Genomic DNA, 16,693 nt, shown 5'->3' on the forward strand with positions numbered 1-16,693 from the left:
GGGTTCGCGGCTCACAGGGCGCGCTTCCGCGGTCCGGGCACCTTGGCGTCGGACTCGCGCAGGTACAGCGGTGTGGTGTCCAGCAGCGGCAGGCCGCGGACCAGGCGCACGACGGCGGTGCGGCCGAGGGCGGCGGCCGTGGGCTGGGTGCCGGCGAAGTCCGCGACGCCGCGCAGCACCTCCGGGTACAGGCCGGCGCCCGCACCGTAGGCCGGAAAGTCCGGAACCTCTGCGGGGTCAGTGACGAACGGCCCGGCCAGGAGCTGCGCTGTTCCTCCGGTGCTGCGGTAATGCGCCCAGTACACTTCCTTGCGCCGGGCGTCGGTGGCCACCACAAATTCGTCGACGCCCAGCCGCCAGGCGTCCAGGGCTGCATCCACGGCGATGGCATCAAGGCTCATGACCCCGTGCACGGGCTTGTTCCAGGCGAAACCGAGCGTGCGTGCGGTGACAATGCCGGAGCGCAGCCCGGTGAAGGGCCCGGGTCCCACCCCGACGACAACTGCGTCGATGTCCGCGGCGCTGACGCCGGCGGTTTCCATCAGGTCGGAGATGCCCGGTGCCAGCACTTCGGCGTGGGAACGGGTGTCCTCCGTGGCGAACTCGGCCAGGATCTCCCCTTCCCCGGTCAGCAGTGCCGCACTGGCAATAGCGGAGGTATCAATGGAGAGAATAAGCACGGTGCCTATTTTACGTCTCCTTTGGGTGCCCGCTTTCCCCGGCCGGCCGGGGCGTGCATTTGCTTAGGAGAGCCGGGTGTCCTTCCACCGCGGGCCGTAGGCGGCGATGCGGATGACGCGTTCTTCGTCGGGATCGTCGTCGTAGTCGAAGCTGAGGCCGGCGGTTCCCTGTACCGGCGCGGAACCGCCGCCGGTGGGACGGATGATCGTGATGTCGAGCCGGCTGTCGGAGAGGTGCTCCACGAGGCCGCGGCCCCACTCCACGACGGTGACCGAGGTGTCCATCGTATTTTCCAGGTCGATGTCGTCAATCTCACCGCTGGAACCGAGGCGGTAGGCGTCAACATGCACCAGATCCGGGCCCTGGCCGAGGCTGGGATGGATGCGCACCAGCACGAATGTCGGGGAAATAATCCCGGGGCGGACTCCGAGCCCGCGGCCAAGGCCCTGCGTGAACGTGGTTTTGCCGGCTCCCAGTTCACCGGTCAGCAGCAGCAGGTCCCCCGCTGCCAGCTGCCGGCCCAACCCTTCAGCCGCTGCCTGCGTCTGCAGTGCGTCCGTGGTGCGGATTTCTTCTTCCCATACCGGCGCCGATGCGCTGGTGCTGAATTCTTCGCTCATGCCTGGGCTGCCTCGGAGTCGATGTATGTCCGCTGAACGCGGGGGCTGATGCGGGTGATGATTTCGTAGTTGATGCTGCCGCTGGCTTCGGCCCATTCATCCACCGAGGGCAGGCCGACTCCGCCGAACAGCACGGCTTCCCGGCCCACCAAATTCTTGCCGGTTCCCGCGATCCCGGTGGTCTGCAGGTCAATGACCATCTGGTCCATGGCAATGCGGCCCACCACCGGATAGACGTTTCCGTCCACCCAGACCGGACCGCCGGTGCCCACCCTCGGAACGCCGTCGGCGTAGCCCAGCGGCACCAGAGCAAGGGTGGTGGGCTCGGTGGTGGAGTAGCGCAGCCCGTAGGAAACTCCCTGGCCGGCCGGAACTTCCTTGCAGTTGGCGATGGTGGTCTTCAGCGTCATGGCCGGGCGCAGGCCCAGCTCGTCCGGCGTCTGGCCGGGAAAGGGCGAGAGGCCGTAAAGTCCCAGGCCCACGCGAACCATGTCAAAGTGTGAATCCGGGCGGGACAGCGCCGCCGGGGTATTGGCGATATGCCGGACTTCGTGGTCCACTCCGGCATCTTCGGCGACGGCGACGGCGGTGCGGAACCGTTCCAGCTGCTCGTCGGTTTCCGGGCGGTCCGGTTCATCGGCCACGGAGAAGTGCGAGAAGATGCCCACCACGCGCAGGAGCCCCTCCTCCTGATAGGCCAGGGCCCGGCTCACAAGGGCCTCCCATTTGTCCGGCGGACAGCCGTTGCGGCCCAGCCCGGTGTCGATCTTCAGGTGCACGCGTGCCGGGATCTGCAGTTTCCGGGCGGCCGCCACCACGGATTCCAGTTCCCATCCGGAAATGCCGAGGTCAACGTTGGCGGCTACGGCTTCAGTGAAGGGGCTGTCCACGGTATGCAGCCAGGCCAGGACCGGCGCAGTCATTCCGGCGCTTCGCAGCGCCAGGGCTTCGGTGATGTGGGCGACGCCGAGCCAGGAGGCTCCGGCTTCCAGAGCGGTGCGTGCCACCTGCTCGGCACCGTGGCCGTAGGCATCGGCCTTGACGATTGCCATCACCCGGGCGGGGCTTACCAGCCGAACGAGGTGACGGACGTTGTGCCGCACGGCGGCCAGGTCAATGAGGGCCTGGCGTTCGGCGGCGGGAGCAGCTTGTTGGTCATTCACTCGACCATTATTTCATTTTCAACGAGGCCTCCCCTGCACAGGGAAATCCTGTGCAGGGGAAACCCCGCGGGAAAGGCCGCCGGCTGCAACCCCAGGAGGCGGTTGCAGCCGCACGGATTAGGCTTCCAGCGCGGCGGCCCACAAATTGATGTCGGAATCAACGGCATGCTTGTCGATGGTTTCCAGTTCCTCGGCCGTGAAGTCGAGATTGTTCACCGCCGCCAGGCTGTCCTCCAGCTGCTTCACGCTCGAGGCACCCACCAGAGCGGAGGTAATGGCTCCGCCGCCGGCCTGCGGGCGCAGCACCCAGGCGATGGCCATCTGGGCCAGCGTCTGGCCGCGGGATTCGGCCAGGTCATTGAGCGCCCGCACCCGCCGGAGGTTGTCTTCGGAGAGCTGGGACTGATCCAGCGACTTGCCGGCAGCAGCCCGCGAGTCTTCAGGCACCCCGTTGAGGTACTTGTTGGTGAGCAGCCCCTGGGCCAGCGGCGAGAACGCGATTGAACCGGCCCCTGCCGTTTCCAGTGCGGCAAACAGGTTCGGATCTCCGTGCTCCACCCAGCGGTTCAGCATGGAATAGGAGGGCTGGTGGATCAGCAGCGGAGTTCCCATGTCCCGCAGGATCCGTGCAGCTTCAATCGTCTTCTCCGGAGAGTAGGAGGAGATGCCGGCGTAGAGGGCACGGCCGGAGCGTACGGCCGTGTCCAGGGCGCCCATGGTCTCTTCCAGCGGGGTTTCCGGATCGGGACGGTGGCTGTAGAAGATGTCCACATAGTCAAGGCCCATGCGCTCCAGCGACTGGTCCAGGCTGGCGAGCAGGTACTTGCGCGATCCCCAGTTGCCGTAGGGCCCCGGCCACATGTCGTAACCGGCCTTGGAGGAGATGACGAGCTCGTCCCGGTACGGCCGGAAGTCGTCCTTGAAGTGGCGGCCGAAGTTTGTTTCAGCAGCACCGTAGGGCGGACCGTAGTTGTTGGCCAGGTCGAAATGGGTCACGCCCAGGTCAAAGGCCCTGCGGAGGATCTCGCGCTGGGTTTCAAACTTCTTGTCGTCACCGAAGTTGTGCCACAGTCCGAGGGACACGGCGGGAAGGTGCAGCCCGCTGCGGCCGACCCGTCGGTAGGGCATGGAATCGTAGCGGTTATCCGCGGCAATATATGTCATGGCTTACATCCTGCCATTCGTTGCCGCGAGGACTGCGGCGCCGTAGCCGGGAAGCTGCAGGGCATCCCCGTACAGCTCGGCGGGTTCGGTCTGGAGCAGTACCTTGGACCCGGAGAACGGAACCGGAACCTCGCGGGGAGCATCGGAGAAATTGAGCGCAACGGCGGTTTCCCCGCGCTGCAGCACCAGCCACCGGCCCACCTCGTCATACTCCACTTCCACGCTGCCGAGATCCGGATTCGTCAGGTCCGGCCGGTTCCGCCGCAGGGCCAGCAGCTGACGGTACAGGTCATGCAGCTTCGCGTGGTCGCCCTGGTCCACTTCCGACCAGTCCAGCTTGGAATTGCTGAACGTTGAAGGGTCCTGGGGGTTGGGTACGGTGTCCGGATCCCAGCCCATCCGCTCGAATTCCAGCAGACGTCCTTCCGCGGTTGCCTTGCCCAGCTCTGGTTCGGGGTGCGACGTGAAGAACTGCCACGGCGTGGACGCGCCGAATTCCTCGCCCATGAAGAGCATGGGCGTGAACGGGGACGTCAGGTTCAGCACGGATGCGAGGGCCAGCTGCGGGTAGCCCAGGCTTGCGCTCAGCCGGTCCCCTGCCGCACGGTTGCCGATCTGGTCGTGGTTCTGGGTTGCCACCACCAGCTGCCGGCTCGTCACGGCGCTCTTATCCAGGGGCCTTCCGTGGCAGCGGCCCCGGAAGGAGGAAAACGTTCCGTTGTGGAAGAACCCCTCGGTCAGCACCTTGGCGAGGGCGCCCACGGAATCGAAGTCCCCGTAGTAGCCCCCGTTTTCACCGGTGAGGTTGGTGTGCGCGGCATGGTGGAAGTCGTCGGACCACTGACCGTCCAACCCGTAGCCGCAGGCGTCGCGGGGCATGATGAGGCGGGGATCGTTGAGATCGGATTCAGCAATCAGGAACAGGGGCTTGCCCAGTTCCAGCGCGCACTTTTCCGTCTCAACGGCGATCTCCTCCAGGATGTGGACAGCCCGCTCGTCATGCAGGGCGTGCACTGCATCCAGGCGCAGTCCGTCCACGTGGTAGTCGCGGAACCACATGAGAACGTTGTCCACAATGTACTGGCGGACGGTGTCGGACAGCGGACCGTCCAGGTTCAGCGAATCTCCCCAGGTATTGGACTTGCCCTCGGTGAGGTACGGGCCGAACATCGGCAGGTAGTTCCCGCTGGGGCCAAGGTGGTTGTACACCACGTCCTGGATGACTCCCAGGCCGGCCTGGTGCGCGGCGTCGACAAAGCGCTGGTACGCCTCGGGGCCGCCGTAGGTCTCCTGGACGGCGTACCAGAGCACGCCGTCGTAACCCCAGTTATGGGTTCCGTTAAAGGCGTTGACGGGCAGCAGCTCCACGTAGCGGACACCCAGGTCCACCAGGTAATCCAGCTTGCCGATGGCAGCGTCCAGCGTCCCTTCGGGGGTGAAGGTGCCGATATGCATCTCGTAGATCGCTTCGCCGTCGAGCCCGGGAGAGACCCAGCCGGCGTCGTTCCAGCGGTACTGATCGGGGTCAAAGGTGCGCGAGAGGCCATGGACGCCGTGCGGCTGGCGCCGCGACCGGGGGTCCGGAACCGGTGTCTCGGCGTCGTCAATGAGATAGCCGTAGTCAACGTCTCCGGTCAGCTCAGCGTGCTGGGCGTGCCACCAGCCGTTTTCGCCGCGGCTCATCGACAGCTTCCGCCCGTCGGCCACCAGGGTCATTGTGGTGGCTTTGGGTGCCCACACATCAAAATTGGTCCTCATTCGCCGTCCTCCCGAACCAGCAGTGCCACCGGATAAATACCAAACAGATCGGCAGCCGCCAGCTGGCCGCTGCTTTCATGGGACGTGCCCGTGAGCACGTCACGGTAGGTGCCGCTTTCCAGTACGACGGCGGTGTCCTGCCAACCGCCGCGCTGCAACAGGTTCAGCGGAAGACGGGTTACCAGGGCAATCGCGCCGCCGCGGTTGAACCCGAACAGGTGCTGCGCGGCGGGTCCTTCAACCGACACCGGAACGTAGGAGCTGAACAGCTCCGGGCGTTCCCGCTTGAGCTGCAGGGCCCGAGTGGTGAGAAGCAGCTTTGCCGCTGCGTCCTCGTCCGCTGCGGGGGCGGCGCCGTCGGTAAACGACGCCGCCACCTGCTGCCGGCGTTCAAAGTCGACCTCGCGCCGGTTGTCCGGATCCACCAGGGAGCGGTCCCAGAACTCCGTGCCCTGGTACACATCCGGCACGCCGGGCATGGTCAGCTGCAGGAGCTTGGCCGCGAGGGAGTTCGAGTACCCCGCGCTGCGGATCCGCTCCACCAGCGAGACCACCAGTGCGTTCACCTCAGGGTTATCGAAAGCGGCGTCGACGGCGGCATGCATCCGGTCCTCGAACTCGGAGTTGGGGGCCGTCCACGTGGTGCTGGCCCCTGCCTCCCGCGAAGCTTTCTCGGCGTAGGCATGGGCGCGGTCGCGGCTCAGCGGCCACGCGCCAATGACGGCCTGCCACAGCAGGTTGGCCATGGCCCCGTCGCCCATGGGTGCCAGGTCCTCCAGCGCAGCGAAGGTTTTCGCCCATTCCTCGGGGATTTCCGCGAGGACCGAAATCCGGGCACGGGTGTCTTCGCTCCGCTTGGTGTCATGGGTGGTCAGCGCCGTCATGGCAGCCGGCTGCTCCAGCTGCCGGCGCAGCAGCCGGGCGTGCAGCTCAGCGGGTGCCACGGCAAAGTGGGCCGGGTCTGCGCCCACCTCGTTCAGCGACGTGAGGCGGGAATACCGGTAAAAGGCGGTGTCCTCCACCCCCTTGGCCATGACCATGCCTGAGGTCTGCTGGAAACGCGCAGCCAGTTCGCCCAGGTCGGAGAGCGACACAGGTTCCGTGCTGCCGGCCTTCAGCGGGTTCAGCAGCCCGTGCAGAACCCGCAGAGCAGCGGCAAGGTCCGGACGGCGGACCGTAGCCGCAATGACGGCCTCCGTCAGATACTGCGCCCCAACGGGCAGGTAGCTGCGGTAGACCGGGAAGCAGGCCAGCAGTTCAGCAATGGCATCTGCGGCTGTCCGGGCATCCAGTCCCGAGTCCGCCGGCAGCAGGCGCACCAGGCGCTGGACTTCCGAGTTCAGCAGGTGGTCCGCGATGCCGCGCTTGGTGCCGTGGATCATGTCCGGGTACGGCTCGGTGGGCACCAGCGCAGTGAGCTGGTCCTCGCCGGCCGGGTCCACGAACAACCGGTCAACGTCAGCCAGGGCGTCATAGCCCGTGGTGCCTTCCGTTTCCCAGTCCGCGGGCAGCTTCTCCCCCGGTTCCAGGATCTTTTCGACCAGGATGTAGGAACCGTTGGCGAGCTCCCGCAGCCGGGACAGGTAGGCCTTGGGGTCAGCCAGCCCGTCCGGATGGTCAATGCGGAGCCCGTCGACCAGGCCCTCGTCGAACCAGCGCTTCACTTCGGCGTGGGCTTCGTCAAAGACCCAGGGCTCTTCCACCCGGATGCCGGCCAGGGTGTTGACCCCGAAGAACCGGCGGTAGTTCAGCTCATTGTCCGCGCGGCGCCAGTTGACCAGTTCATAGTGCTGGCGGGCATGGACGTCCCGGGGAGAGTCGCCCTCGGATGCCGTGCCCGGTGCCACCGGGTACCGGTTGTCGTAGTAGTGCAGCTCGCCGTCCACCAGCTTCAGGGCGGACAGTTCGTCATCACCGTCGCCCAGGACCGGCAGGCGCAGCTTTCCGTCGGCGGCGTCCCAGTCGATGTCGAAGGCTTCGGCGTAGCGGGAGCCGCGGCCCTGTTCCAGGACGGACCACCACCACTTGTTGGCAGCCGGAGTGGCAACACCCATGTGGTTGGGAACAATGTCCACCAGCACGCCCATGCCCGCCGCATGGGCGGCGTCGGAGAGGGCTTTGAGCCCCTCCGCGCCGCCCCGGGCGGGGTCAACCGAGGAGGGCTCCACCACGTCGTAGCCGTGGTCGGACCCTTCTTCGGCCGTCAGGATAGGCGAGAGGTAGACCCAGTCCACCCCAAGGTCCGCGAGGTACGGCACCAGCTCTGCGGCGTCGAACAACGTGAACGAGGGGCGGATCTGGAGGCGGTACGTGGACAGCGGAGTCCTCATACCGCAGCCTCACCGCTGTGCTGCTTTGAACCGGCCAGTGCCGCCAGGGAAGCCGCAACCGAGTGGTCGTGCTCCTCTTCCTCTTCGTGCGCCCGCAGAACCACCATGGACTTGGCAGCGATGGTTATTTTGGCCTCGGCGGGAATGGAGCCCGAGTCGGCAAACTCACCCGCAGTGTCAATGACTTCGTCCCACATGGGGGCATATTCGCTCGACGGGAGGGTTACCTTGACCGCTTCCTCATGGGCGTTGAAGTACAGCAGGAAGTTCAGGTCCGTGATCCGCTCTCCGCGGGCGTCACGGCCCGAAATGCCCTGCCCGTTGAGGAAGACCCCCAGGGAGCGGGACACCGGGGTGTCCCAATCGTCCTGGGTCATCGGGCTTCCGTCTTCGTTGAGCCAAACGATGTCCGGCAGTGCCTCGCCTTCACCGCGACGCACGGGACGGCCGTCGAAGAACCGGCGGCGGCGGAAGGTGGGGTGCTCGGCGCGCAGCGTGTTGACCGCAGCGGTGAACTCCATCAGCGGGGTATCCATGCTCTCCCAGTTGATCCAGCTCAGCTCGGAGTCCTGCGCGTACGTGTTGTTGTTGCCCTGCTGGGTGCGGCCGAGCTCGTCACCGTGGGCGATCATGGGAACGCCCTGTGACAGGAGCAGGGTGGCCAGGAAGTTGCGCTGCTGCCGGGCACGCAGGGACAGGATCTCCGGATCATCGGTGGGCCCCTCCACTCCCGAGTTCCAGGACCGGTTGTGGGATTCGCCGTCGTTGTTGTCCTCGCCGTTGGCGTCGTTGTGCTTTTCGTTGTAGGACACCAGGTCATGCAGCGTGAAGCCGTCGTGGGCGGTGACAAAGTTGATGGAGGCCACCGGACGGCGGGCCGAGGACTCGTAGAGATCGGCGGAGCCGGTGATGCGGGAGGCGAATTCACCCAGGGTGGAAGGCTCTCCGCGCCAGAAATCTCGGACCGTGTCGCGGTACTTGCCGTTCCATTCGGTCCACTGGGGCGGGAAGTTGCCCACCTGGTAGCCGCCGGGGCCAACATCCCACGGCTCGGCGATCAGCTTGACCTGGGAAACTACCGGGTCCTGCTGCACGAGTTCGAAGAAGGCTGACAGGCGGTCGACGTCGTAGAACTCACGGGCCAGCGTGGAGGCGAGGTCAAAGCGGAAGCCGTCCACGTGCATTTCCGTCACCCAGTAGCGCAGTGAATCCATCAGCAGCTGCAGGGAGTGCGGGTTGCCCACGTTCAGCGAGTTACCCGTGCCGGTGTAGTCCATGTAGTACTGCTTGTCATCCTCCACCAGCCGGTAGTAGGACGCGTTGTCGATGCCGCGGAAGGACAGCGTGGGGCCCATGTGGTTGCCCTCGGCCGTGTGGTTGTAGACCACATCGAGGATCACTTCGATCCCGGCCAGGTGCAGTGCGCGCACCATGGCCTTGAATTCCTGCACCTGCTGGCCCTTGTCGCCGGTGGCGCTGTAGGCGTTGTGCGGGGCAAAGAAGCCAATGGTGTTGTAGCCCCAGTAGTTGGACAGTCCCTTGTCCTGCAGCGTGGAGTCATTGACGAACTGGTGCACCGGCATCAGTTCGATGGCGGTGATGCCCAGCTTCTGCAGATGCGCAATAACCGACGGGTGTGCCACACCGGCGTAGGTGCCGCGCTGTTCCTCGGGGACGTCCGGGTGCAGCTGGGTCAGGCCCTTGACGTGCGCCTCGTAAATCACCGACTGGTGGTACGGAACCTTGGGCTTGCGGTCGCCGTCCCAGTCGAAGAACGGGTTGATCACCACGCCCATCATCATGTGCGCGGCGGAATCCTCGTCATTGCGGGAATGCTCGTCACCGAAGTTGTAGCCGAACAGCGACTGGTCCCAGTCGATCTCGCCGGCAACAGCCTTGGCGTAGGGATCCAGCAGCAGCTTGTTCGGATTGCAGCGGTTACCGTTCGCGGGATCGTTAGGTCCGTCCACGCGGAAGCCGTACTTCTGCCCCGGCAGGACCTGCGGCAGGTAGCAGTGCCAGACGTATCCGTCGACCTCGGTCAGCTTGACCTGTTCCTCGTTGCCGTCCTCGTCGAACAGGCAAAGCATGACGGAATCCGCAACTTCGCTGTACAGCGCAAAGTTGGTGCCGTTTCCGTCGTACGTTGCGCCCAGCGGATAGGCTTCTCCCGGCCAAACTTCCATGTAGAGCTCCTGACTAGTTCCAGATGACAACACAAAAATAGTATGTCTACTTATGTTTTTACCCCAGATGGGGCCAAGCATTAAACGGATGGAATTACTACTCCTTATTTAACCCCTGCCCCGGCGGCGTATTCCCGGCCGTTCAGCCCCGTTCAGCGCCGGCTCGAGCCGTCAGCAGCTCCGCGATCACGGCACGCACTGAGGCCGGCAGGGCCGACGGCGAGACCGGTCCCGCCTGCGCTGCCAGGCTCCCGGCCCGGCCGTGGATACTGGCGGCAGCGGCGGCGAGAGCGGCGTAATGCCCGGGCGGGGGCGGCCGCTGCGCGTCCCGGCTGCCCCGGTCCGTGGCCAGCAGGGCACCCAGGATTCCGGAAAGGGTGTCCCCGGATCCGGCGGCGGCGAGCCAGGGTGTGGCATCGGCCTGGCTGTAGGTTTCCCCGGTGGGAGCGGCGGTGACGGTGGCCCAACCTTTGAGCAGCACGGTGGCCCCGGTGAGTTCAGCTGCGCGCCGGGCGTACCGCAGCGGGTCGCCTTCGATCAGGTCGCGGCTGACAGTATCGCCGAGCCTGTGCAGGAGTGCGGCGAGCTCTCCGGCATGCGGGGTCAGGATCACCTGCGGACCGAGTCCGCGTTCCACGCTGCTGATGGCATCGGCGTCAATGACCGCGGGAAGCCCGGAGGCCATGGCGTCCACGGCCCGGCGGCGCTGCTCCTCATCCGTTCCCGCCCCGGGACCGGCCAGCCAGGCCTGCACGTGGGCGGGCGGAACCGTTCCGGTGGCGCAGACCGCCTCCGGATGGGCGGCGTTGACCAGCCGGCACACCGGTTCCGGGCCCAGGTAGCGGACCATGCCGACGCCGGTGGCCAGGGCCGCTCCGGTGGCCAGGACTGCGGCTCCCGGGTACGTTGCCGACCCGGCCGCAATGCCCAGCACGCCGCGGGTGTACTTGTGGTCACTCTTGCGCGGAACGGACAGCAGCTGTGCCACATCAGCTGTCTCGAGCCGCTGCAGCCGCGGACCCGGCGGTGTTCCCAGGCCTATGTCAATCGGCTCAATCCGGCCGGCGGCCAACGCCCCCGGTCCGGTCATCAGGCCTGTCTTAACCGCACCGAAGGTAACGGTGACGTCCGCCGTGAAGTGTTCGCCGTCGGCCTGGCCGGTGTCTGCGTCCACGCCGCTTGGCAGGTCGCAGGCGATCATCAGCGGCCCGCGGCCGGTGAGAGCGGTGCGCGCAGTCAGCTCCTGCGCGAGGCGTGCGGCAGGTCCCCGCAGCCCGCCCCTGCCGCCGGTTCCCAGGACTCCGTCGATGACCAAGTCGGCAGCGGCGCAGATCCGGAGAGACTCCTCCCCTGCTGAAGCAAGGGACACGATTCTCCCGCCCTGTGCCCGGAAGGCGGCCAGGGCTTGGGGATGGGCGGAGTCCGTGGTCAGGACCGCCGTCGTCGCCGTGCCGCGGCCGGCCAGCCGTGCCCCCGCATAGAGGGCGTCGCCGCCGTTGTTACCGGCGCCGGCGAGCACGGTGACCCGGGCCCCGTACAGCGAACCGCGCCGGCGAAGCAGCTCCCGCGCGCAGACTGCGTACAGCCCGTACGCGGCCCGCTGCATCAGATCCGGACCGTCCCCGGCGTCGAGCAACGGTTTTTCGGCGGCCCGCACAGCGGTGCCCGAGTAGGCGCTGATCATGCCTACAGACTAACCCTCGGCTACCACCATGGCAGTGGCTACATCGCCGTCATGGCTCAGGGAAAGGTGCCAGGTGCGCACGCCCTTTGCCTCGGCGGCCGCAGCGACCGTGCCCCGCACGCTCACGCTGGGCGCGCCGGCAGCGTCAAGATCCACCTGGCAGTCCTGCCAGTTCATGCCGGCCGGAGCTCCAAGCGCCTTCGCGACCGCTTCCTTCGCTGCGAAACGGGCTGCGAGTGAACGCAGGTTCAGCTCCCGTTCAGCCGGCACGAACAGCCGGGCCCGCAGGCCCGGCGTCCGCTCCAGCTGGCGCCCGAACCGGGGCATGTCAACAACGTCAACGCCAATGCCAATGATCATCGGTTATTCAACCGTGACGGACTTGGCGAGGTTGCGCGGCTGGTCAACGTCAAATCCCTTGGCCGTGGCCAGTGCGCAGGCGAAGATCTGCAGCGGAACCGTGGTCAGCAGCGGCGCCAGCAGGGTGGGCGTTTCCGGCACATAGAACACGTGCTCGGCGTAGGCCTTCACGGCGTCGTCGCCCTCTTCGGCAATCACGATGGTCTTGGCTCCGCGGGCACGGATTTCCTGGATGTTGGAAACGACCTTGGCGTGCAGCGAGTCCCGGCCGCGCGGCGAAGGAACCACTACGAACACCGGCTGGCCTTCTTCGATCAGGGCAATCGGGCCGTGCTTCAGCTCGCCGGCGGCAAAGCCTTCGGCGTGGATGTAAGCCAGTTCCTTCAGCTTCAGGGCGCCCTCCATGGCCACCGGGAAGCCAACGTGGCGGCCCAGGAACAGCACCGACTTGGTGTCGGCCATGAGTTCGGCCAGTTCCTTGATCTGCCCCGAGTTGTCCAGCACCTGCTGGATCTTGGCGGGAACCTTGCCCAGATCAGCCAGCAGGTCCTTGATCTCGCCCTGGAACTTGTCGCCGCGCAGCTGGGCGAGGTACAGGCCGAGCAGGTAGGCGGCGGTGATCTGCGCCAGGAACGCCTTGGTGGAGGCCACCGCGATTTCCGGACCGGCGTGCGTGTACAGCACGGCATCGGATTCACGCGGAATGGTGGAGCCGTTGGTGTTGCAGATCGCCAGCACCTTGGCACCCTGTTCCTTGGCGTAGCGCACAGCCATCAGGGTATCCATGGTCTCGCCGGACTGCGAGATCGCAACGATCAGGGTGTTGCCGTCCACGATCGGATCGCGGTAACGGAATTCGTGGCTCAGCTCCACCTCAACGGGGATCCGGCACCAGTGCTCAATGGCGTACTTGGCAACCTGTCCGGCGTAGGCGGACGTGCCGCAGGCCAGGACCATGATCTTGTTGACTGCCTTGAGTTCCTCGGGATCGATGCGCAGCTCGTCCAGGGTCAGCCGGCCGTCGACGTCGGAACGGCCCAGCAGGGTGTCCCCCACGGCCTGCGGCTGGTCGTTGATCTCCTTCTCCATGAAGGAGGGGTAGCCGCCCTTTTCGGCGGCGGCTGCGTCCCAGTCGACCTCGAACTCGGTGCCGGAGGCCGGGTTTCCGTAGAAGTCAGTGATTTCCACTGCCTCCGGGGTGATGGTGACAATCTGGTCCTGGCCCAGTTCAACCGCCCGGCGGGTGAAGTCGATAAAGCCGGAGACATCGGAGCCCAGGAAGTTCTCACCGTCTCCGAGCCCGACGACGAGCGGGGAGTTGCGGCGGGCGGCGACGACGACGTCGGGCGAGTCCGCGTGGATGGCCAGGAGGGTGAAGGCGCCTTCCAGCCGGCGGCAGGCCAGCTGCATGGAGCGGGCCAGGTCCCCTCCGCCTTCGCCGCGGTAGATGGTGGCCAGCAGGGCTGCGGCTACCTCAGTATCAGTTTCGGAGATGAATTCTGTTCCGGCTTCAAGCAGTTCGGCCTTGAGCTCCGCGAAGTTTTCGATGATGCCGTTGTGAATCAGGGCCAGGCGTCCTTCGTCGGCCAGATGCGGATGGGCATTCTCATCCGTGGGTCCGCCGTGCGTTGCCCATCGGGTGTGGCCGATCCCGGTGGTTGCTTCGGGCAGCGGTGCGGCCTCCAGCTCGGCGACCAGGTTGGCAAGCTTGCCCGACTTCTTGCGGGACTCAATCCCGGCCTCGGTCAGTACTGCTACACCCGCGGAGTCATAGCCGCGGTACTCGAGCCGGCGCAGGCCTTCCATGACCACGTCAAGGGCTCCATGCTCATGACTGTTCAGCTGCGCTGCGGCGGCGGCACTGGGGCGGCGGCCTGCATATCCAACAATTCCACACATACCCGTAAGAGTACCGGGAAGAGCGGCAGCCGCGCCAAGCGGGCGCGCGCCCTCAGGCACCGCTCTGTGCCCGGGGGACGGCGTTTTGGTTTGACTGCTTGGCAGGGCAGAATCATAAAGTGGCAGACCGAACATCACACCCAGGCTCATATCCGGCGGCCAAGGGCTCCGGCAACGGAGCCGAGAACGGCAATACGCCGTTTGTGGAGCTGGACCGGCAAACATGGTCCCGGCTCTCCAACGAGATCAAGTCCCCGCTTAACCAGGACGATATCCAGCGGCTGCGGGGCGTCGGGGAAAAACTGAACCTCGACGAAGTGCGCGAGGTCTACCTGCCGCTGTCCCGCCTGCTGAACCTCTATGTTGCGGCTGCGGGACGCCTGCACAGCGCCACCACCACATTCCTGGGCGAGAAGACCACCCGGACGCCCTTTGTCATCGGAGTTGCCGGCTCGGTGGCTGTGGGCAAATCCACCACCGCCCGCGTGCTGCGGGAGATGCTGCGCCGCTGGCCGGAAACGCCGAACGTGGAACTGGTCACCACCGACGGTTTCCTCTATCCGAACGCCGAGCTCAAGCGGCGCGGGCTGATGGAGCGGAAGGGCTTCCCGGAGTCTTACGACCGCCGGGCGCTGCTGCGGTTTGTCAGCGCCGTGAAAAGCGGTGCAGAGGAAGTTCGGGCGCCGCGGTACTCACACCTGACCTATGACATTGTTCCGGACCAGGAGATCGTGGTCCGGCGCCCCGATGTGCTGATTGTCGAGGGCCTGAACGTCCTCGCTCCGGCCCGGACACGCGCTGACGGGCGCGCCGGCCTGGCGCTGAGTGACTTCTTCGATTTCTCCATCTATGTGGATGCCCGAACCTCCTACATCGAGGAATGGTATGTCCGGCGTTTCCTGTCGCTGCGCGACGGGGCTTTCGCGGATCCGGAATCGTATTTCCACCGGTACGCAGCCCTCACCGATGAGGAGGCCCGCTCCACCGCGCTGGATATCTGGAAGCGCATCAACGAACCGAACCTGGTCACCAATGTGCTCCCGACCCGCGGCCGGGCCCAGCTGGTGCTGACCAAGAATGCGGATCATGCGGTGACCCGGATGCTGCTGCGCAAGACGTAGGGCGCAGCAGCACCTTGGGGCAGGCGCCGGTCAGGGCGCAGCAGCGCCGGTCAGGCGCGGGCGAAGGGTTCCAGTGCCAGGTTGCTTTCAACGGTTTCGGCCAGCTTCGCGGCCACCGACGCTGCGGTCTCCATGTCTGCCGCTTCCACCATCACCCGCACGAGGGGTTCGGTGCCGGACGGGCGGAGCAGTACGCGGCCGGTTTCCCCAAGGGTTTCCGCGGCGTCGAGGACCGCCTGTCGGACTGCTTCGTTGCTGTTGACGGCTGCTTTGTCCACGCCCTTGACGTTGATCAGGACCTGGGGAAGCTTGGTCATGACTTCGGTAAGTTCCTTGAGCGTGCGTCCGGTCCGCTTGACCTGCGCTGCGAGCTGGAGACCGGTGAGCACGCCGTCCCCCGTGGTGGCGAACTCGGAGAAGATAACGTGGCCGGACTGCTCGCCGCCCAGGCTGTACCCGCCTGCGCGCATGCCCTCCAGCACGTAGCGGTCACCCACACCGGTTTCGATGACGGAGATACCGGCGTCGCGCAGCGCGAGCTTCAGGCCGAGGTTGCTCATCACGGTGGCCACCAGGGCATTGTCCTTGAGTTTGCCCGCGTCCTTCATGGCAACGGCCATGATGGCCATGATCTGGTCCCCGTCAACCACTGTGCCTTCATGGTCTACGGCCAGGCAGCGGTCGGCGTCGCCGTCGTGGGCGATGCCCAGGTCCGCGCCGTGCGCCAGCACCGAGGCCTGCAGATTTTCAAGGTGGGTGGAACCGTAGCCGTCGTTGATGTTGATGCCGTCGGGGTCGGCACCGATGACAACCACTTCCGCTCCGGCGTCCGCAAAGACCTGCGGCGAGCAGCCGCTGGCCGCACCGTGGGCGCAGTCAAGGACAACCTTGAGTCCGTCCAGCCGATTGGGAAGAGTCTGGAGCAAATGGATCACGTAGCGGTCTTCAGCATCAGCGAAGCGGTGGATGCGTCCCACCTCGGCACCAGTGGGCCGCAGGTTGGGCTTGCTCATTTCGAGTTCAATGTCGTCTTCAGCGGCGTCGTCGAGCTTTTGGCCGCCGCGGGCCAGGAATTTGATGCCGTTGTCGGGGGCCGCGTTGTGAGAAGCGGAAATCATGACACCGAAGTCTGCATCGAGGTCGGCAATCAGGAAGGCCGCAGCGGGCGTGGGGAGCACACCGGCGTCGTAAACGTCCACTCCGGAGCTCGCCAGTCCTGCTTCCACTGCAGCTGAGATGAAGTCACCGCTGATGCGGGGATCGCGGGCGACAACCGCGACGGGACGCCGGCCGCCTTCCACGCGCCTGTGCCCCAGAACGACGGCGGCCGCCTGTGCCAGGCCAAGGGCCACTTCAGCGGTGATCAGGCCATTGGCCAGTCCACGCACGCCGTCGGTTCCAAACAATCTAGTCATCGCACATAATCCTCAAACAGGGGGCAGGGCCGGAGGCCGCCGAACCGACAGCCCACTGGGCTATTGTGCCACCCTATCGGAGCAGGCTACTAAGCGAATGCCGGTAAGCGGCGGGTTTTTTGGAGCAGTTCAGCGGCCAACGTCACCCTCCCGGGCCGCTGGCAGACTGCTAAAGAGGCACCTTTCCGGTAATCTTCGGCCTTCCCCGATGCACCCGCCCAAGGGCAAAAACGCTCCCGGATACGCCAAAAGGCCGCCCGCAGAAGCGGACGGCCTTTTGAACAGCGACGAATTGGCGCTTGTGAAGCTAAA

General features: G+C 65.8%; 12 protein-coding genes. 1 reads left to right on the forward strand and 11 read right to left on the reverse strand.

The features are described 5' to 3' along the window. Nucleotides 1–11: 11 nt before the first annotated feature. The 10 genes from tsaB to glmS all read right to left on the reverse strand — a co-directional run bounded on the left by tsaB (nt 12) and on the right by glmS (nt 13,845). Complete coding sequence (gene tsaB, locus AC4D2Q_RS01850; protein ID WP_490944536.1) at nt 12–680, reverse strand: tRNA (adenosine(37)-N6)-threonylcarbamoyltransferase complex dimerization subunit type 1 TsaB; 669 nt, start codon at nt 678–680, stop codon at nt 12–14. A 63-nt stretch (nt 681–743) separates the two neighbouring features. Next, nucleotides 744–1,301, reverse strand: a complete 558-nt coding sequence (gene tsaE / locus AC4D2Q_RS01855) for a tRNA (adenosine(37)-N6)-threonylcarbamoyltransferase complex ATPase subunit type 1 TsaE (protein WP_490926473.1) — start codon at nt 1,299–1,301, stop codon at nt 744–746. Then, nucleotides 1,298–2,464: an alanine racemase gene (alr, locus tag AC4D2Q_RS01860; protein ID WP_490944538.1), complete on the reverse strand. Its 1,167-nt coding sequence runs from the start codon at nt 2,462–2,464 to the stop codon at nt 1,298–1,300. The genes tsaE and alr overlap by 4 nt, the downstream gene beginning before the upstream one ends. Nucleotides 2,465–2,581: 117 nt before the next feature. Then, nucleotides 2,582–3,628, reverse strand: coding sequence for an L-glyceraldehyde 3-phosphate reductase (gene mgrA, locus AC4D2Q_RS01865; protein WP_490944540.1), 1,047 nt, complete (start codon nt 3,626–3,628; stop codon nt 2,582–2,584). A 3-nt stretch (nt 3,629–3,631) separates the two neighbouring features. Beyond that, nucleotides 3,632–5,386, reverse strand: a complete 1,755-nt coding sequence (gene treZ / locus AC4D2Q_RS01870) for a malto-oligosyltrehalose trehalohydrolase (protein ID WP_490944542.1) — start codon at nt 5,384–5,386, stop codon at nt 3,632–3,634. Then, nucleotides 5,383–7,716, reverse strand: a complete 2,334-nt coding sequence (gene treY, locus AC4D2Q_RS01875) for a malto-oligosyltrehalose synthase (protein ID WP_490944544.1) — start codon at nt 7,714–7,716, stop codon at nt 5,383–5,385. Before treY ends, treZ begins: the two co-directional genes overlap by 4 nt. Then, nucleotides 7,713–9,902 (reverse strand): glycogen debranching protein GlgX, encoded by a 2,190-nt coding sequence (gene glgX / locus AC4D2Q_RS01880; RefSeq protein ID WP_490926468.1) that lies wholly within the window; start codon nt 9,900–9,902, stop codon nt 7,713–7,715. The genes treY and glgX overlap by 4 nt, the downstream gene beginning before the upstream one ends. A 142-nt stretch (nt 9,903–10,044) precedes the next feature. Beyond that, nucleotides 10,045–11,586: an NAD(P)H-hydrate epimerase gene (locus AC4D2Q_RS01885; RefSeq protein ID WP_490944547.1), complete on the reverse strand. Its 1,542-nt coding sequence runs from the start codon at nt 11,584–11,586 to the stop codon at nt 10,045–10,047. Between the two features lie 9 nt (nt 11,587–11,595). Next, a complete protein-coding gene (locus AC4D2Q_RS01890) occupies nt 11,596–11,946 on the reverse strand; it encodes a holo-ACP synthase (protein ID WP_490926466.1) in 351 nt (116 codons plus the stop codon). Nucleotides 11,947–11,949: 3 nt separating this feature from the next. Beyond that, nucleotides 11,950–13,845 (reverse strand): glutamine--fructose-6-phosphate transaminase (isomerizing), encoded by a 1,896-nt coding sequence (gene glmS / locus AC4D2Q_RS01895; RefSeq protein WP_490944549.1) that lies wholly within the window; start codon nt 13,843–13,845, stop codon nt 11,950–11,952. 203 nt (nt 13,846–14,048) lie between these two features. Here glmS and coaA point away from each other — a divergent pair, with 203 nt between their 5' ends. Continuing rightward, nucleotides 14,049–14,966, forward strand: coding sequence for a type I pantothenate kinase (gene coaA, locus AC4D2Q_RS01900; RefSeq protein WP_490926821.1), 918 nt, complete (start codon nt 14,049–14,051; stop codon nt 14,964–14,966). A 50-nt stretch (nt 14,967–15,016) separates the two neighbouring features. On the opposite strand, the gene glmM is transcribed toward coaA, so the two are convergent. Beyond that, complete coding sequence (glmM, locus tag AC4D2Q_RS01905; protein WP_490926464.1) at nt 15,017–16,381, reverse strand: phosphoglucosamine mutase; 1,365 nt, start codon at nt 16,379–16,381, stop codon at nt 15,017–15,019. Nucleotides 16,382–16,693 lie beyond the last annotated feature (312 nt).

This window comes from Arthrobacter sp. TJ-178, from assembly GCF_058269275.1.